This window comes from Micromonospora sp. H61, assembly GCF_018070325.1.
In the GTDB taxonomy this organism is placed as follows: domain Bacteria; phylum Actinomycetota; class Actinomycetes; order Mycobacteriales; family Micromonosporaceae; genus Micromonospora; species Micromonospora salmantinae.
Window position 1 is genome coordinate 1 of the sequence record NZ_JAGPXY010000058.1, and the last position, 16288, is coordinate 16288.

The 16288-nt window shown below is 72.2% G+C and carries 12 protein-coding genes and 1 pseudogene; 3 read left to right on the forward strand and 10 right to left on the reverse strand.

Annotation, left to right across the window (positions count from 1 at the left end; genetic code table 11):
- The 10 genes and pseudogenes from murC to mraZ all read right to left on the reverse strand — a co-directional run.
- Positions 1-1532: UDP-N-acetylmuramate--L-alanine ligase (murC, locus tag KBX08_RS24330; RefSeq protein WP_247669979.1), on the reverse strand; the 1532-nt coding region annotated here is incomplete at its 3' end.
- On the reverse strand, positions 1529-2635 hold the full coding sequence (murG, locus tag KBX08_RS24335; protein ID WP_210785710.1) for an undecaprenyldiphospho-muramoylpentapeptide beta-N-acetylglucosaminyltransferase: 1107 nt from the start codon (positions 2633-2635) through the stop codon (positions 1529-1531). The genes murG and murC, both read right to left, overlap by 4 nt.
- Positions 2635-4086 carry a putative peptidoglycan glycosyltransferase FtsW gene (locus tag KBX08_RS24340; RefSeq protein WP_307850643.1) on the reverse strand — a complete coding sequence of 484 codons (1452 nt, stop codon included), beginning with the start codon at positions 4084-4086 and terminating at the stop codon, positions 2635-2637. The genes murG and KBX08_RS24340 overlap by 1 nt, the downstream gene beginning before the upstream one ends.
- 374 nt (positions 4087-4460) lie before the next feature.
- The gene (gene mraY / locus KBX08_RS24345; protein ID WP_030334519.1) at positions 4461-5585 is read right to left on the reverse strand and encodes a phospho-N-acetylmuramoyl-pentapeptide-transferase; all 1125 of its coding nucleotides are present in this window, start codon (positions 5583-5585) and stop codon (positions 4461-4463) included.
- Positions 5582-6979, reverse strand: coding sequence for a UDP-N-acetylmuramoyl-tripeptide--D-alanyl-D-alanine ligase (gene murF, locus KBX08_RS24350; RefSeq protein ID WP_210785711.1), 1398 nt, complete (start codon positions 6977-6979; stop codon positions 5582-5584). Before murF ends, mraY begins: the two co-directional genes overlap by 4 nt.
- Positions 6976-8538 (reverse strand): UDP-N-acetylmuramoyl-L-alanyl-D-glutamate--2,6-diaminopimelate ligase, encoded by a 1563-nt coding sequence (locus tag KBX08_RS24355; protein ID WP_210785712.1) that lies wholly within the window; start codon positions 8536-8538, stop codon positions 6976-6978. Before KBX08_RS24355 ends, murF begins: the two co-directional genes overlap by 4 nt.
- 52 nt (positions 8539-8590) lie before the next feature.
- A complete protein-coding gene (locus tag KBX08_RS24360; RefSeq protein WP_307850642.1) occupies positions 8591-10732 on the reverse strand; it encodes a penicillin-binding protein 2 in 2142 nt (713 codons plus the stop codon).
- 3 nt (positions 10733-10735) lie between these two features.
- The gene (locus KBX08_RS24365; RefSeq protein WP_210785713.1) at positions 10736-11341 is read right to left on the reverse strand and encodes a hypothetical protein; all 606 of its coding nucleotides are present in this window, start codon (positions 11339-11341) and stop codon (positions 10736-10738) included.
- A gap of 63 nt (positions 11342-11404) precedes the next feature.
- Positions 11405-12442: pseudogene (gene rsmH, locus KBX08_RS24370) on the reverse strand (16S rRNA (cytosine(1402)-N(4))-methyltransferase RsmH); the annotation flags it as partial.
- Between the two features lie 206 nt (positions 12443-12648).
- On the reverse strand, positions 12649-13080 hold the full coding sequence (mraZ, locus tag KBX08_RS24375; protein WP_030488958.1) for a division/cell wall cluster transcriptional repressor MraZ: 432 nt from the start codon (positions 13078-13080) through the stop codon (positions 12649-12651).
- A 355-nt stretch (positions 13081-13435) separates the two neighbouring features.
- Between mraZ and KBX08_RS24380 the strand changes: the two genes are divergently transcribed.
- From KBX08_RS24380 to KBX08_RS24390, 3 genes are read left to right on the forward strand one after another with little or no spacing between them, the layout of a single operon-like run.
- A complete protein-coding gene (locus KBX08_RS24380) occupies positions 13436-14683 on the forward strand; it encodes a MurT ligase domain-containing protein (RefSeq protein ID WP_091407686.1) in 1248 nt (415 codons plus the stop codon).
- On the forward strand, positions 14673-15392 hold the full coding sequence (locus KBX08_RS24385; RefSeq protein ID WP_091407683.1) for a type 1 glutamine amidotransferase: 720 nt from the start codon (positions 14673-14675) through the stop codon (positions 15390-15392). The genes KBX08_RS24380 and KBX08_RS24385 overlap by 11 nt, the downstream gene beginning before the upstream one ends.
- A complete protein-coding gene (locus tag KBX08_RS24390; protein ID WP_210785714.1) occupies positions 15389-16075 on the forward strand; it encodes a TVP38/TMEM64 family protein in 687 nt (228 codons plus the stop codon). Before KBX08_RS24385 ends, KBX08_RS24390 begins: the two co-directional genes overlap by 4 nt.
- Positions 16076-16288: the final 213 nt, after the last annotated feature.

Sequence of the window (16288 nt, forward strand, 5' to 3'; positions counted from 1 at the left end):
GCGGTGCCACCGAGAGCCGCGCCGTCGCCGCCGGACGTCGCCCCACCCGGCACCGGATCACCGATCGCCGGGGTGGTGGCCACCGGGTCGACGGTCGCGGTCGGCGCCGAGCCGCCGTTACGCTCACCCAGGGCGGCCAGCAGCTCGTCACCCATCAGCGAGATCGGCGGGGCACCCATGGTGACCACCACGTCCCCGGAGCGGGCGCGGCGGGCCACCTCGACCGGGGCCTGCTCCCACGACTCCACGAAGACCTTGCGGTCGGCAGGCAGATCCACCGCCGCGATCAATGCCGCCGAGCCCTCGCCGGGCTGACGCAACTCACCCGGCCCGAAGACCTCCAGGAGCACCACCTCGTCCGCGATGGCCAGCGCCTCTGCGATCTCCGCCTGGTTGTCGCGGGTGCGGTACAGCCGGTACGGCTGGAAGACGACGATCAGCCGGCCGTCCCCGGCGACCTCGCGCAACGTCTGGTTCGCCAACGTCATCGAGGTCGGGTGGTAGGCGTACTCGTCGTAGACCAGCACGCCGTCCGCGACACCCTTGCGCTCGAAGCGCCGTCGCACCCCGGGAAAGACCGCCAGCGCGGCCTCCGCCGCCTCCAGCGGCAGTTCCAGCAGGTACGCGGCCAGCACCGCGGCTGCGCTGTTCAGCCCCATGTGTCGCCCCGGCACCGGCAGCCGGAACTCGCCCAGCGACCGGCCGTCGATCGCGGCCAGGTAGCGCACCCCACGCGCCGAGGAGACCATCTCGGTCAATCGCAGGTCGGCGTCGGCGGCCTCGCCGTAGGTGAACACCCGTCGTCCCTCGGAGCGCAGGCTCTCGGCCAACCGCCGACCGCCCGGGTCGTCGGCGCAGGTGATGATGAACCCGTCCGGGTCGGTGAGGCGGGCGAACTCCACGAACGCCGCCTCCAGCGTCGCGTAGTCGCCGTAGGTGTTCAGGTGGTCCGCCTCGACGTTCGTGATGATCGAGACGTACGGGCGGTAGATGAGGAACGAGCGGTCGCTCTCGTCCGCCTCGACCACGAAGTGCTCGCCGGTGCCGTGGTGGGCGCCCGAGCCGACCTCGGAGATCTCCCCACCGATCACGAAGGACGGGTCCACACCGGCCTGCTGGAGCACCATCGTCACCATCGAGGTGGTGGTGGTCTTGCCGTGCGTGCCGGCGACGGCCACCGCCCGACGGCCGGTCATCGCCGCGGCGAGCGCCTCCGAACGGTGCAGGACCCGCAGGCCACGCCGACGCGCCTCGACCAACTCCAGGTGGTCCTGGGGAATGGCCGACGAGTAGACGACAGTGTCCACGCCGTCGAGGTTGGTCACCTCGTGGCTGAGGTGGATGGTGCCGCCGAGCGCCCGCAGGCCGGCCAGCGAGGGCCACTCCCGCAGGTCGCTGCCGGAGACCCGGATGCCGCGGGTGAGCAGCAGCCGGGCCACGCCGAGCATGCCCACCCCGCCCACTCCGATCAGGTGCACGGCGCCCAGGTCCTCGGCGGTCAGTGTGCCGGCCGGGGTGAACTGCGCGGTCATCGGGCCACCGCCGCCAGCACGAAGGAACGCAGCGCCTCGTCGCCGTCACGCCGGCCGTACGAACCGGCGGCGGCACCCATGTTGTAGAGCCGCTGCGGGTCGCGGATGAGGGGGATGACGGTGCGCTCCAGCCAGTCCGGGGTGAGCTCCGCGTCGTCGACCAGCAGTCCACCGCCGGCCTCCACCACGGGCAGCGCGTTGCGCCGCTGCTCCTGGTTGCTGTGCGGGTACGGCACGTAGATCGTGGGCATCCCGATAGCGGCCACCTCGGCGACGGTCATCGCCCCGCCCCGGGCCAGCATCAGGTCGGCGGCGGCGTAGCCCAGCTCCATCTCGGACAGGTACGGCAGCGTCACGTACGGCACCGGCAGGTCGGTGGGGATCGGCACCGGCTCGTTGCGGGCGCCCATCACGTGCAGCACCTGCACGCCGTTGCGGGCCAGCTCCTTGGCCGCCCCGGAGACCGCCAGGTTGATCGAGCGGGCGCCGGACGAGCCGCCGGACACGAAGAGCACCGGCAGGTCCGGGCGGAGCCCGAAGTGGGCGCGGGCGGCGTTGCGCAGCGCGTACCGGTCCAGACCGGCGATGCTGCGGCGCAGCGGCACACCGACGACCGTGGCGTCCCGCAGCGACTCGGCCTGGCTCGGCTGGTTCGGGAAGCCGACGGCCACGTTCTTGGTGAACTTCATGCCCAGCTTGTTGGCCACGCCCGGTGGCACGTTCACCTCGTGGATCACCATGGGCAGTTCGCGGCGCCACGCGGCCAGGTAGGCCGGCACCGAGACGTACCCGCCGAAGCCGACGACCACGTCGGCGCGCACCTCGTCGATCACCTTGCCCGCGGCGCGCGCCGCGGTCCACATCCGGCCCGGTGTGCGGACCAGGTTCATGTTGACCGACCGGGGCAGCTGGTACGCCGGGATCTGCCGCAGGTCGTAGCCCTTCGGCGGGATCAGGTCGTTCTCCATGCCCCGTGGTGTGCCGAGGCAGGTGATCCGGACGCCCGGGTCGTGTCGGCGCAGGCAGTCGGCGAAGGCGAGCAGCGGGTAGACGTGCCCCCCGGTGCCACCTCCCGCGAGCACCACCGAACGCAGCGGACCCATCAGCGTCTCCTCTCGCTCGCCGCACCCTTGCGGCTGCGGTCCTGTCGGACCCCGCGCGGCGCGGCCTGATCGTCATGGCGCCGCTCGCGGGACCGGGGTACGGACCCTCGGCCAGCGGGCGGCGTCGCCGGGCGGCGGCGCCGGCCGGGAAGCGGCGGCAACGGGGCCCAGAGTAGTCGGACCCACCGGGCCGGCGGACGGGCATGCAGTGCTCTGGCCGCATCGGGTTCGGCGCGGGCGAAGGACGCCAGCATGCCGATGCCGGCCAACGTCACCACCAGGGCACTTCCGCCGTCGGAGATGAACGGCAACGGCAGACCGGTGATCGGCAGCAGCCCCACCACCCCACCGATGTTGATCACGGCCTGGCTGACCAGCCAGGTGGTCACGGCGGTGGCGGCGAGCCGGCGGAACGGGTCGTCGACCCGCCGGGCGATCCGGAAACCGGTGTACGCGAGGACCGCGAAGAGGCTGAGCACCACGACGCACCCGATCACGCCCAGTTCCTCGGCGATGATCGCGAAGATGAAGTCGTTGTGCGCTTCGGGGAGCCAGTCCCACTTCAGGCTGCCCTTGCCCAGCCCGACACCGAACCAGCCGCCGTGCTCGATGGCCAGCCGCCCCTGGTAGAACTGGTAGCAGGGGTCGCCGCACTTGTCCGGCGGCGGTGGGTTGAGAAAGAGCGTCAGGCGCGCCAGGCGGTAGTTGTCCGCGCCCCGCTCGCCGGAGCCGGCGCCCAGCGACGCCACCGCGATGAGCAGACCGACGCCGAGCAGACCGACCACCGTCAGCGCGCCGAAGACCCGCATCCGGACGCCGGCGGCCCAGAGCAGGCCGATCACCAGGGCCAGCAGGCAGAGCATCGTGCCCACGTCGTTGTAGCCGACCAGCACGAAGAGCAGGCCCATCACCGGGAAGAGCGGGGTGGCCAGTTCCCTCCACCAACCCAGCGAGGCGCCCTTGCGGGCGATGAGGTGCGCGCCCCACAGCACCAGGGCGAACTTGGCCAGCTCGGAGGGCTGCACCTGGATCCCGCCGATGAACAGCCAGAGCAGCCGCGCCTCGATCGGGCCGATCCGGGCGGAATCCTGATCGGCCAGCCGGGCGTAGGCGAGCAGCAGGTTGAGTAGCAGCAACAGCCCGATCGAGGTGAACAGCAGCGGCCGGCCCAGCGACCGGTAGGTGCTGGCCGGCAGGCGCTGGCAGACCCAGAACGCGCCGATGCCGATCACCGCGAAGATTGCCTGCTTGGTCACCGAGGCCGAGGCGTTGCCGTCCTCGGCGTAGTCCTTGACGCTGGTCGCCGAGAAGACCATTGTCAGCCCGATCAGCAGCAGCAGGCCGGCGCAGGACAGCAGCAGGTAGTAGGAGGTCAGCGGCCGGTCCAGCAGGCCGCGCAGCGCGGCGAGCCCGCCGGCCGCGTCGATACCGCGCAGCGGGGTCGACGCCACGGCCTCCGGCTCGCGTCCCGCCGGCCCAGGCTCCCGCGCCCCCGGCCCGGATTCGCGGGCCGCCGCGCCAGGCTCCGGGCCACGTGCCCCGGCGGCCAACTGCGTACGCCCCGACGCGCCCGGCGACCGACGCGCCCGCCCGCCTGCCCTGCCCTCAGTGCCGATGTCCTCCCCCACCCCGACATCATCACCGCTGAACACGCCCCACCGCCCCACAACGCCCCACCGGGCGTGTCGAACCCGTCCCCACGCCGCCCTCCCGCGTCGATCTTGCACTTTCTGTGCCGGCAAAACACCCATGAAGGGACGTTCCGCCATCCGAAAGTGCAAGATCGACGGATGAGGGGGTGGGCGCGGGGCGCGGGCCCCGCGGATCAGGTCATGTTGGCGAGGAACTCGCTGTAGAACAGGCCCAGGGCGATGGCCACGCCGATGCCGGCGATGATCCAGAAACGCACCACGATGTTGACCTCGCTCCAGCCGGCCAGCTCGAAGTGGTGCTGGAGCGGAGACATTCGGAACACCCGTTTACCGGTGGTCTTGAAGGAGATGATCTGGATCACCACGGACATCGTGATGATCACGAAGAGCCCGCCGATGATCGGCAGCAGCAGGATGGTGCGGGTGGACATCGCCATGCCGGCGATCAGACCGCCCAGCCCCAGTGCCCCGGTGTCGCCCATGAAGATCCGCGCCGGGGAGGTGTTCCACCAGAGGAAGCCCACACAGGCCCCGGCCGCCGCCCCGGCGATCAGCGCGATCTCCAACGGGTCGCGGACCTCGTAGCAGTACGGCTGGGTGTAGTTCGGGTCGGCGCACCAGTGGCGGTACTGCCAGAACGCGATCAGCGCGTACGCGGCGAGCACCATCACCGACGCGCCGGTGGCCAGACCGTCCAGGCCGTCGGTGAGGTTGACGCCGTTCGTCGCGGCCATCACCACGAAGATGAAGATGATCACCGCGCCGACCTTGCTGACCTCCAGGAAGTCGATGTCCCGGATGAAGCTCAGCGTGGTGCTGCCCACCGTCTCGGTGTTTGTCGCCAGGCCCGAACCGTTTGTCATAGTGCTCGGGAACCACAGCGCGATCACCCCGAAGACCGCACCGACCAGGATCTGGCCGAGCAACTTGCCGCGCTTGTTCAGCCCGGCGCTGTTGCGCTTGCGCACCTTGAGGAAGTCGTCGAGGAAACCCACAGCGCCGGAGAAGACCATCAGCCCCAGCAGCACCAGCGCGGTGATGGTCGGCTCCACCTGGGCGATCTGCTGGTCCGGCAGGGTGGTCAGGGCCAGGTGCCCGGCCACGTACGCGATCACCGTGGCCAGGATGAAGACCACGCCACCCATCGTGGGCGTGCCCTTCTTGCCCTGGTGCATGGCGGGGCCGTCGGACCGGATCGGCTGACCGGCCTTGAGCCGGGTGAACACCTTGATCGCGATCGGGGTGCAGAAGAGCGATACGAGGAAGGCCACCCCGATGGCGACGATGACCGCCCTCATCGGGTCGACTCCCCACCGGCGTCGGCGCGCAGGGCGTCGGCCACCTCCCAGGTCCGGTACCGGGAACCCTTGACCAGGACGACGTCACCCGGTCGTAGCTCGCTCCGCAGCACCTCGACGGCCGCCGCCTGATCGGTGAGCAGCACCGACTCTCCTCCCCAGTTCGCTACCGCTGTCGCGCCTTCGTGGATCGGCGCGGCCGGCTCACCCACCACGAGCAGCCGGTCGACACCCAGCTCGGCCGCGAGTCGGCCGACCTCGGCGTGGCCGTCGTACTCGAACGGGCCCAGCTCGGCCATGTAACCAAGCACCGCGACGGTACGCCGCCCCTGGCCCATGCTGGCCAGCGCCCGCACCGCGACCGCCATCGAGGCCGGGTTGGCGTTGTACGAGTCGTCGATCACTGTCACCCCGTCGGGGCGGTCGAAGACGTCCATCCGTCGGGTCGAGACCAGCCCCAGCTCGCCGAGGGCCGTGGCCAGCTCGGTCAGCGGCATGCCCAGCTCCCGGGCGACCGCCGCCGCCGCGAGGGTGTTCCAGACCTGGTGGCGGCCGGCCAGCCGCAGCCGCACCGGCGCACGCCCCTCCGGGGTGACCAGGGTGTACGACGGGTGACCCCGCTCGTCGAGCGTGACGTCCTCGGCGCGCACGTCGGCATCCGGTGCCTCGCCGTAGCGGACCACCCGGGCCTGCGTGCGGCTCGCCATCGCGTCCACCCGGGGATCGTCGGCGTTCAGCACGGCCAGCCCGTCCGGCGGCAGCGCCTCGACCAGCTCGCCCTTGGCCACGGCGATGGTGTCCTGCGAGCCGAACTCGCCGATGTGCGAGGTGCCGACGTTGAGCACCACGGAGATCCTTGGCGGCACCAGCTCGCACAGGTACCGCACGTGCCCGACCCCGCGCGCGCCCTTCTCCATCACCAGGTAGCGGGTGCCCGGGTCGGCCTGCAGCGCGGTGTACGGGTGCCCCAGCTCGTTGTTGAACGAGCCGGGCGGCGCCACAGTGGCCCCGAGTCGGGCGGTGAGCTGACCGATCAGGTCCTTCGTGGTGGTCTTGCCGGACGAGCCGGTCACGCCGATCACGGTCAGCCCGGTCAGCCGGTCCACCGCCGCGCGGGCCAGTCGGCCCATCGCGGTCAGGGCGTCGTCGACCAGCACCATCGGCACCCCGGGCACCTCTCGGCTGCCGAGCACCGCCACCGCGCCGGCCTGGATCGCCGTCGCCGCGTAGTCGTGCCCGTCGACCTTCTCCCCCGGGAAGGCCACGAAGAGCGAACCGGGCCCCACCTTGCGCGAGTCGAACTCCACCGATCCGGTGACGGTGGCGGCCGGGTCGGCGGCCACCAGCCGCCCGTCGACCGCCGCGGCCACCTCGGCCAGGCTCAGCGTGATCACCGCTGACCCGCCAGGTCCCCGAAGCGGGCCCGCAGCGCCTCGGCCAACTCGACGCTGTCGTCGAACGGGAGCACCTGGCCCGCCACCTCCTGGCCGCGCTCGTGGCCCTTGCCGAGCAGCGCGATCACGTCGCCCGGCTCGGCCAGCCGCACCGCCTCGTCGATCGCGGCACGGCGGCCCGCCACCTCGATGATCCGAGCGGCAGTGCCGGCCCGGTACGCCCCGGCCAGCACCTCGGCGCGAATCTCCCCCGGGTCCTCGGTGCGCGGGTTGTCGTCGGTCACCAGCACCACGTCGGCTCCCTCCGCCGCGGCGGCGCCCATCACCGGCCGCTTGCCCCGATCCCGGTCCCCGCCGGCGCCGATCACACAGATCAGTCGGCCGGCGCTGAACTCTCGCAGCGCGGCAAGCGCTGCCACTATCGCGTCAGACTTGTGGGCGTAGTCGACCACCCCGCGCACCGGCGCGGCCACGTCGACCAACTCCAGCCGGCCCGGGACGCCCCCGCAGGCGGCCACACCGGTCGCCGCGGTCACCGGGTCCACCCCGGCACCGACCAGTGCGGCGATGGCCAGCAGCGCGTTGGCCACGTTGTGCCGGCCGGGCAGCGCGACACCGGCGGACACCGCCACGCCGTTCGGGCCGTGCGCGGTGAACCGCTGCGCGTACCCCTCGCCGCCCACACCGTCGGCCCACCAGGTCGCGCCCTGCTCACCGGCCGCCGAGTAGGTGACAGTGCTCGGCTTGAGCAGCGGCTTCAACGCCGGGTCGTCGTGGTTGAGCACCTCGACCGCGCAGCGCCCGTCGAAGAGCTGGGCCTTCGCCGCGAAGTAGTCGTCGCTGTCGGCGTGGAAGTCCAGGTGGTCGGAGCCGAAGTTGGTGTAACCACCGACGGCGAACCGCACACCACCCACCCGGCCCATGGCCAGCGCGTGGCTGGAGACCTCCATGACCACGGCGGTGACCCCACGCTCGCGAGCGGTGGCCAACATGCCGTGCAGGTCGGTCGCCTCGGGAGTGGTGCGGACACTGTCGATCACCAGATCACCGAGCCGGGTCTCCACAGTCCCGACCAGCCCGGTGGTGTGCCCGGCGGCCCGCAGCCCCGACTCGATCAGGTACGCGGTGGACGTCTTGCCCGCGGTGCCGGTCACCCCGATCACTGTGAGGTCGGCGGTCGGGTCGCCGTACACGGCCGAGGCCAGCTCGCCGAGCACGGCGCGCGGGTCGGGCACCACCAGGGCGGGCAGGCCGGTTCCCGCCGCCAACTCCGCGCCGGCCCTGTCGGTCAGCAGCGCCACGGCACCCGCCTCGACGGCGGCGGCGGCGAACTCCGCGCCGTGCCGACGGGCACCGGGCAGCGCCGCGTACAGGTCGCCGGGGCGAACCTCCTGGCTGGCGTGGGTGACCCCGGAGACGACCACCGCGGCGGCGTCCGCCGGAAGGTCGACGGCGAGCCGGACGGCGAGATCACCGAGCCGGACTCCGGTCACGGTACGTGGACGTGGATTGCCGGGCACGGCGTCAGACCCTACCCGGTCGTCCGGTTCCGGCCGCACAGCCGCCCCGGTGGTTCGTCGGCACTCACCGATGATGTCCCGCCGTTGCTGCTCAGCGCGGATAGACCACGAACTTGGGCGCGGATCCGCCGGTGGAGGGCGGTACCCGGTAGTGACGCAGAGTGAACTGCATCATGTCCCGGAACGCCGGCCCGGCGATCGCCGCGCCCCCGCCGTTGGGCGCATACACGAACACCGCGATCACGTACCGGGGGTTCTCGGCGGGAGCCATCCCGATGAACGAGGACACCTCGCCGGGCTGCTTCTTGCCGTTCACCAGCCGCCAGCCGGTGCCGGTCTTGCCGGCGACCCGGTAACCGGGAACCGCGGCGGTGACGCCGGTGGCGCCGTCGACGGTGGTGACCGCCTCCAGCATGGTGCGCAGGGCCGCCGCGTTCTGCGGGCTGAGCACCGAGCGGGTCACCGGTGCCGGCGCGGGGGTGCGCTTGCCGTCCGGGCCGATCACCTCCTTGACGAGGTGCGGCTGCACGTACGTGCCGTTGTTGGCGATGGCGGCGTACGCGGCGGCCATCTGCAGTGGGGTGGCGTCGACGCTGTGCCCGATCGGCACCGACCCCTGCGAGGACTCGCTCCACTCGTCGGCCGGCAGCAGTCGACCGCTGGCCTCCCCGGGCATCCCCTCGCCGGTGGGCTTGCCCAGCCCGAACCGCTTCTGGTAGTCGATCAGCCGATCCGGACCGAGTTCGTCGGCGATGGTGATCGTGCCGACGTTCGACGAGAAGGCGAGCATCCCCGGCACGCTCATCCGCTTGCCGTTGGCCGGATGGGTGTCGGAGAACCAGGTGTCGCCCTTCTTGATGCTGTTGGCGATCGGCAGCGTGGTGTCCGGCGTGATCACTCCCTCCTGCAACGCCGCGCCGTAGGTGATCGCCTTGTGCACCGAGCCGGGGTCCACCACGAAGCTGGTCGCGGCGTCCTCCCGGGCGACCGGGTCGCTGGGCGTCGGCTTCGCCGCGTCGTAGGTGGGGTTGCTGGCCTGGGCCAGCACCGCGCCGGAGGGAATCTCGATGACCACGGCGGCACCGGTGCCGCCCGGCGCCTGGGCCATGCCCGCGCTGAGAATTTGCTGCGTCCGGAACTGCAGGTCACGGTTGAGGGTGAGGGCGAGCGAGCTGCCCGGCTTGGCGGGAGTGGTCCGGCTGTAGCCACCGGGTATGGGCGCGGCGAGGTCGCCGAGGCCGGCCTCGTACACCCGTTTGCCGTCCTGACCGGCGAGCACGTCGTCGTAGCGGGCCTCCAGCCCCTCCAACCCGACCATGTCCTGGCTGGTGAAGCCGATCAGGTTGGCCGCCAGGTCACCGCCGGGCACCTCGCGACGCTCGTCGCGGTGCACCCCGATGCCGGACAGCTCCAGCGCCTGCACGCGCTTGGCGGTCGAGATCTCCACCCCCCGCGCCAGGTACACGAATCGGGACGCCTTACCGTCCTCCAGCTTGCGGGGCTTCATCAGCTCCATCAGCTTCGACACCGGGATACCGAGCAGCGGGGAGAGCGCCTTGGCGACGGCGGCCGAGTCCTCCACCTCGGTCGGATCGGCGTACACGTACCGCGCCTCGACACTGCGGGCCAGCGGCGCGCCGGTGCTGTCGTAGATCGCACCCCGCGGCGCCGGCAGCTCGACGGTGCGGAGCCGGTCGACGATGCCGCCCCCGGCGTACGCCGGAGCGTCGACAGTCTGGAGGAAGATCAGCCGGATCCCGATGGTGGCGAAGAGCGTCAGGGCGAGCACGGTGCCCAGCCGCAGCCGCAGTCGCGAGTCGGCAAGCTTCGGCGGGCGTCGTGGCTTGCGCGACGGCCGCCGGGCCGCCGGTCGGTCGGTGCGCCGCGGCGCGCGTGGCGTGGTCCGGCGGCGCGGCGGCGGCTCGTCCCCACCCGGGCCACCGGGGGTTCGCGGCGCGACGGTGCGCACCACCCCACCGCGTCCGGCCGCCGGAGCGTCGCGCCGGCCGGCCCGGGCGGCGGCCCGACCGCCGTCGAGCACCTGCAACGCCGGCCGGAACGGGTCACCGGACCGGGTGCTGCGCGGCGTACGCCGCTGCTCGGCGCCCTGACCGCGCGCCGGCGTGCCGTGCTCCTCGCGGACGGTCCGACCCCTCGGGGTGTACGCCCGGGCGCCGGAGATGCCCCCGATGCCCGGCTCGCCGGTGCGCGGCTCGTCCGACCTTGGTGGCACCGGTCAGCCTCCTGCACCCTGGCTGGTCACCGACGGCTGGCCGTTCGCCGGCTGCGGCACACCGATGGTCTTGCCGTCCGGCAGCCGGATGTAGCCCGGCTCGCCGGCGTCGACCAGGCCCAGCCGCTTCGCGTTGGCGGTCAGGTTGCCCGGCGCCTCGGCGTCGGCGATCTGCTTGTCCAGTTGCTGCTTCTCCAGGTCCAGTCGAGCCTGCTGCTGCTGCAACCGCTCCAGCCGGAACGCGTTCTCATTGATCTTGGTGTTGACCGCCAGGATGCCCAGCACCCCACCGACCACCAGCACCACGATCAGCGCCGCGAACGGCGCACGCGGCACCGAGATCGGCGGCGGCGGCGCCACCCGCAGCCGCGGCGGCCGGGCGCTGGTCGCGCTGGCGGCCTTCTCGACCGGTCGCAGCGCGGCCGTGCCCTGAGTCGGGAACTCGCGCGCCCCCCGGGCGCGAGTCTCCCCCTGCCGATTCGTTCGATCGATGCGTGGCGTACCGTTTCCGAGGCGCGGAGCCCGCTCCGCCGCGATCCGGCCCCCCGACCGCGGTGCGCGCTGCCCGCCGCCGGTGACGTCCCGGCGGTCGCGCTTGTCAATGCTCATGTCCCCTCCCCCTCAACATCCGTCCCTCTAGCCGTCCCGGTGCCCCTGACCCCCCACGGATCAGGCGGACCCCGTGCCCGGTTGGTGCATTCCCTTCACCCGTCGGCGAGACCGTTCGCGGTCGGTCCGCCCCTGCTCTGTCGCGTTCGGGTCGAGTCGCTCCGCGGCCCGCAGCCGCACCGAGGCGGCCCGCGGGTTCGCGGCGACCTCCGCCTCCCCCGGCAGTTCGGCGCCCCGGCTGAGCAGCCGGAACGTCGGACCGGACCCGGGAAGCTCGACCGGGAGGTCAATCGGGCCCTTACTGCGGACCCGGTCCGTGAGGGCCGCCTTGGTGAGCCGGTCCTCCAGCGAGTGGTAGGACAGGACCACCATGCGACCGCCCACGGTCAGTGCGTCGAGTGCGGATGGCAACGCTGTCTCCAGCGCTGCCAGCTCTCTGTTTACCTCGATCCGTAAAGCCTGAAACGTTCTCTTTGCCGGGTGCCCACCCGTTCGTCGGGCTGGCGCGGGAATGGAGTCCCGAACCAGCTCCGCCAGCAGCGCGGACGAGGTGATCCGGGCCCGCTCCCGCTGCCGGATGATCGCCGAGGCGATCCGACCGGCGAACTTCTCCTCGCCGTAGACCCGCAGCACCCGGGCCAGGTCCGGATGCGCGTACGTGTTGACCACCTCTTCGGCGGTCACCCCCCGGGTCTGGTCCATCCGCATGTCCAACGGCGCGTCCTGGGCGTACGCGAACCCTCGGTCGGGCGCGTCCAACTGCAACGACGAGACACCCAGGTCGAACAGGATGCCGTCGATGGCCGGATAGCCCAGCCGGTCCAGCACGTCCGGCAACTCGTCGTAGACGGCGTGCTCCAGGTGCACCCGATCGGCGAACCGGGCCAGCCGTACCCGCGCGTGAGCGAGCGCCTCGGTGTCCCGGTCGAGCCCGATCAGGACCGTCTCCGGATGCGCCTCGAGCACCGCCTCCGCATGCCCGGCGAGACCGAGCGTCGCGTCGACGTAGACCGTCCGGCCGCCTCGACCCAGCGCGGGGGCCAGCAGCTCGAGACACCGCTCGAGCAGCACCGGCACGTGCGTGCCGCGCAACTCCCCCATGATGACCCCCACTGGTTGAAACGTCCGTTCTTCTCGTGCGCCTGTCGTCGGACGGCGCTGCCGTCGTACCGCCAGATCCCCATCCGCTCCCGCCTGACACCGGACCGTCGCCCAATGACTGGATCGTGCGCCTGGCACCGGGGAAGTGATGCCAGGAACTCGAAAGCGGCTGGAGATCTCGCAGTACGTCGGGCGCCGTTACCGCCCTACAGACCGCCGGGCAGCACCCCCTCCTCGATGTCGGCGAAGTCGTCTTCGCTCTCGGCGAGGTAGGTCTCCCAGGCGACCTTGTCCCAGATCTCCACCCGCGTGCTCGCGCCGATCACCACCAACTCGCGGTCCAGTGCGGCATAGGCCCGCAGGTGAGCCGGAATGGTCACCCGACCCTGCTTGTCTGGAACCTCGTCGTGCGCGCTGGCGAAGAAGACCCGGCTGTAGGCCCGGGCCGCCTTGTGGGTCATCGGCTGTGCGCGCAACTGCTCCGCGATCCGCTGGAACTCAGGGGTCGGGAAGACGTAGAGGCAGCGCTCCTGCCCTTTGGTGACCACGACACCCCCCGCCAGCTCATCCCGGAACTTGGCCGGAAGGATCAACCGGCCCTTTTCGTCCAGGCGCGGAGTGTGGGTGCCGAGAAACATCGGCCCAACCCCCTCGCCCCTGAGCGGCGTTCGCGGCGCCGCTGACCCCCCGGGCCGGTGAGCCCTCCCGGCCTCACCATTGGTCCCCACTCTACTCCACTTCCCTCCACCCGCAACCAAATTCGCCCGCGTGGCGCGCCTGACCCGGCGACAAAACCGCACGTCACAAGGGGTGGAGCGGAGTGGAGGGCTCCGGCCGCCCCTCGGCGTGGTCCGCTTTCCGACATAGATCGACTCCGTCCGGGGGACGCCGACCCGGCCGCCCGCGCAGCCACCACGGCCGAACGGTTCACCGTCGGCGGCGATCTGGTGGGGCCGGCGGTCCGGTAACCTCGCTCGCGTGACGGACGCGAAAATGCCCCTACGGGCCAAGGTGGCCAGCTCCGTGTCACGGACCGCCGCGGCGCTCTCCCGGGCCGCCGGCCGTGGCGACGGTTCGGTGATCGGCGGGTGGATCGGCCTGAAGATCGACCCGGACCTGCTGGCCCACCTGTCGGCCGGGCGCGCGATCGCGCTCGTCTCCGGCACCAACGGCAAGACCACCACCACCCGGTTGACCTCCGCTGCGGTCGGCGTGCTCGGCCGGGTCGCCACCAACTCGTTCGGCGCCAACATGCCCAGCGGGCACACCTCGGCGCTGGCCAAGGCCGGCAGCACCCCATACGCGGTGCTGGAGGTCGACGAGCACTACCTGGCGCAGGTGCTGGAGGCGACCGAGCCGCACGTTGTCGCGCTGCTGAACCTCTCCCGCGACCAGCTCGACCGCGCCAAGGAGGTCGCCATGATGGCGCAGCTCTGGCGCGCGGCGCTGGTCCGGCACACCGACGTACGGGTGGTGGCCAACGCCGACGACCCGCTGGTGGTGTGGGCCGCCACCCCACCGGGCGACCCCGCCCGGGGCATCAACCCGCCGCACGTGACGTGGTTCAGTGCCGGCCAACGCTGGCACGACGACTCCTGGGTCTGCCCGGAGTGCGGCTCCACCATCCAGCGCTCCGGCGAGCAGTGGTGGTGCACCGGCTGCCCGCTACGCCGACCGGAGCCGCACTGGGTCGTCGAGGACGAGGGCGTGCTCGACCCCACCGGCGCCTGGCACAAGGTCTCCCTCCAACTGCCCGGCAAGGTCAACCTCGGCAACGCGGCGACCGCGCTGGCGGTGGCCGCCGAGTTCGGCGTCCGCCCGGTCGACGCGGTGTCCCGCCTCGGCATCGTCACCTCGGTGGCCGGCCGCTACGCCCAGGTCGACAAGGACGGGCGCAACATCCGGCTGCTGCTGGCCAAGAACCCGGCCAGTTGGCTGGAGGCGTTCGACATGGCCGACGACGCGCCGACCCTGCTCTCCATCAACGCGCGCGACCCCGACGGCCTGGACACCTCCTGGCTCTACGACGTCGACTTCGCCCCGCTCCGCGGCCGGCAGGTGTTGATCACCGGCGACCGGGCATACGACCTGGCGGTTCGACTGGACGTCAACGACGTGCCGTTCCAGCACGTCCGCACGTTCGACGACGCACTCCGGTCGGTCCCGCCCGGGCGGCTGGAGGTCATCGCGAACTACACCGCGTTCCAGGACATCCGAGCGGAGTTGGACCGTGTCATCTGAGAGTCTGCGCATCGTCTGGATCTACCCCGACCTGCTCTCCACCTACGGAGACCGGGGCAACGCCCTGATCCTCGCCCGGCGGGCCCGGCAGCGTGGGATGCCGGTCGAGGTGCTGGAGGTCCGCTCCGACGAGCGACTGCCCGCGACCGCCGACATCTACCTGGTCGGTGGCGGCGAGGACGGCCCGCAGGCGCTCGGCGCCCAGCGGCTGCTGGCCGACGGCGGCCTGCACCGCGCCGTCGCGCAGGGCTCGGTGGTGTTCGGCGTCTGCGCCGGCTACCAGCTGCTCGGCACCTCGTTCTTCGCCAAGGGTGTGCAGTGCCGCGGGCTGGAGCTGCTCGACCTGCGGTCCGACCGGGGCGAGAGCCGGGCCGTGGGCGAGCTGGCCGGTGAGATCGACCCCCGGCTGGGCCTGCCCCCGCTGACCGGTTTCGAGAACCACGGCGGCCGCACCCACCTCGGTCCGGAGGTGTCCCCGTTGGCCCGGGTCACCGCCGGGGTGGGCAACGACGGCGCCACCGAGGGCGCGTGGCGCGGCAAGCTGCTGGGCACCTACTCGCACGGGCCGGCGCTGGCTCGCAACCCGGCCCTGGCCGACCTGCTGCTGCGCTGGGCCACCGGGGCACACCAGCTCCCGCCGTTGGACGACACCTGGTCGGACCGGCTCCGCAACGAGCGCCGCTCCGCGGTGGCCGCCGCCCGGGCATGATCCGTGCCGTCCGACGGCTGCTCCGGCAGCCGTCGGCCGCCCGGTTCGCCCTGCTCGTGCTGCTGATCGGCGGGTGCGGGTTACTGCTGCTGCTGGTGCCCCGGCCGGATCCGGCGCAGTTACCGCTGGTCGCCGACCGGCTGGGCGACCTCGCTCCGGTGGCGGCGATCCTCGGTGGCGCGCTGCTGCTGGTCGCGCTGGTGCCCCGGACCTTCATCACGCTCGCCGCAGGTGCGATCTTCGGCCCGCTGGAGGGCGCCGCGTACGCCCTCGGCGCCGCGCTGGTGGCGGCGGCGATCGGGTTCACTGTCGGCCGGTTGCTCGGGCGGGAGTTCGTGGCCGAACGGGTCCGCGGTCGCCTGGCCAGCCTCGACGGCTGGTTCGCCCGGCAGAGCGTGCTCGGTGTGGTCACCGTCCGGCTGCTGCCGATCGCCGGCTTCGGCCTGGTCAGCTACGGCTACGGCACGACCGGCGCCCGAGTGCTGCCGTTCCTCGCCGGCAGCGTGATCGCGTCCGCGCCGACCGCCTTCGGCTACGCGGCGATCGGCGCGGCGGTCAGCTCCCCCGGCCACGTCAACTGGTACGCCGCCGCCCCGGCCAGCCTCGGCCTGATCGCCAGCCTGGTGCTCATCCACCAGTGGTGGCGCGCCGAACGCCGCCGCCGTCGCACCATGCCGGTCTGAACCGCGGACTTCCTCTTCCGGCCCCCGTTGCGCGACGGGAAGCTCGCCGTCACCAGGATCCTCGGCGAGGAACAACTCGGACCCCGCACAGCAGCACGCGTACTCGCTGCTCCGCGCGGACCGGCTGCCGCCACTGCCGCCCCGCCCGTGACCACCGGAGCGCAACCGTCGGGTGGCTGGTCTGGTTGATCCGGCGACTGCACGAGCCGGTTG

Coding starts and splice junctions, on each gene's coding strand:
- murG (WP_210785710.1), bottom strand. CDS start 2,635: ATGGGTCCGCTGCGTTCGGTGGTGCTCGCGGGAGGTGGCACCGGGGGG.
- mraY (WP_030334519.1), bottom strand. CDS start 5,585: ATGAGGGCGGTCATCGTCGCCATCGGGGTGGCCTTCCTCGTATCGCTC.
- KBX08_RS24365 (WP_210785713.1), bottom strand. CDS start 11,341: ATGAGCATTGACAAGCGCGACCGCCGGGACGTCACCGGCGGCGGGCAG.
- mraZ (WP_030488958.1), bottom strand. CDS start 13,080: ATGTTTCTCGGCACCCACACTCCGCGCCTGGACGAAAAGGGCCGGTTG.
- KBX08_RS24380 (WP_091407686.1), top strand. CDS start 13,436: ATGCCCCTACGGGCCAAGGTGGCCAGCTCCGTGTCACGGACCGCCGCG.
- KBX08_RS24390 (WP_210785714.1), top strand. CDS start 15,389: ATGATCCGTGCCGTCCGACGGCTGCTCCGGCAGCCGTCGGCCGCCCGG.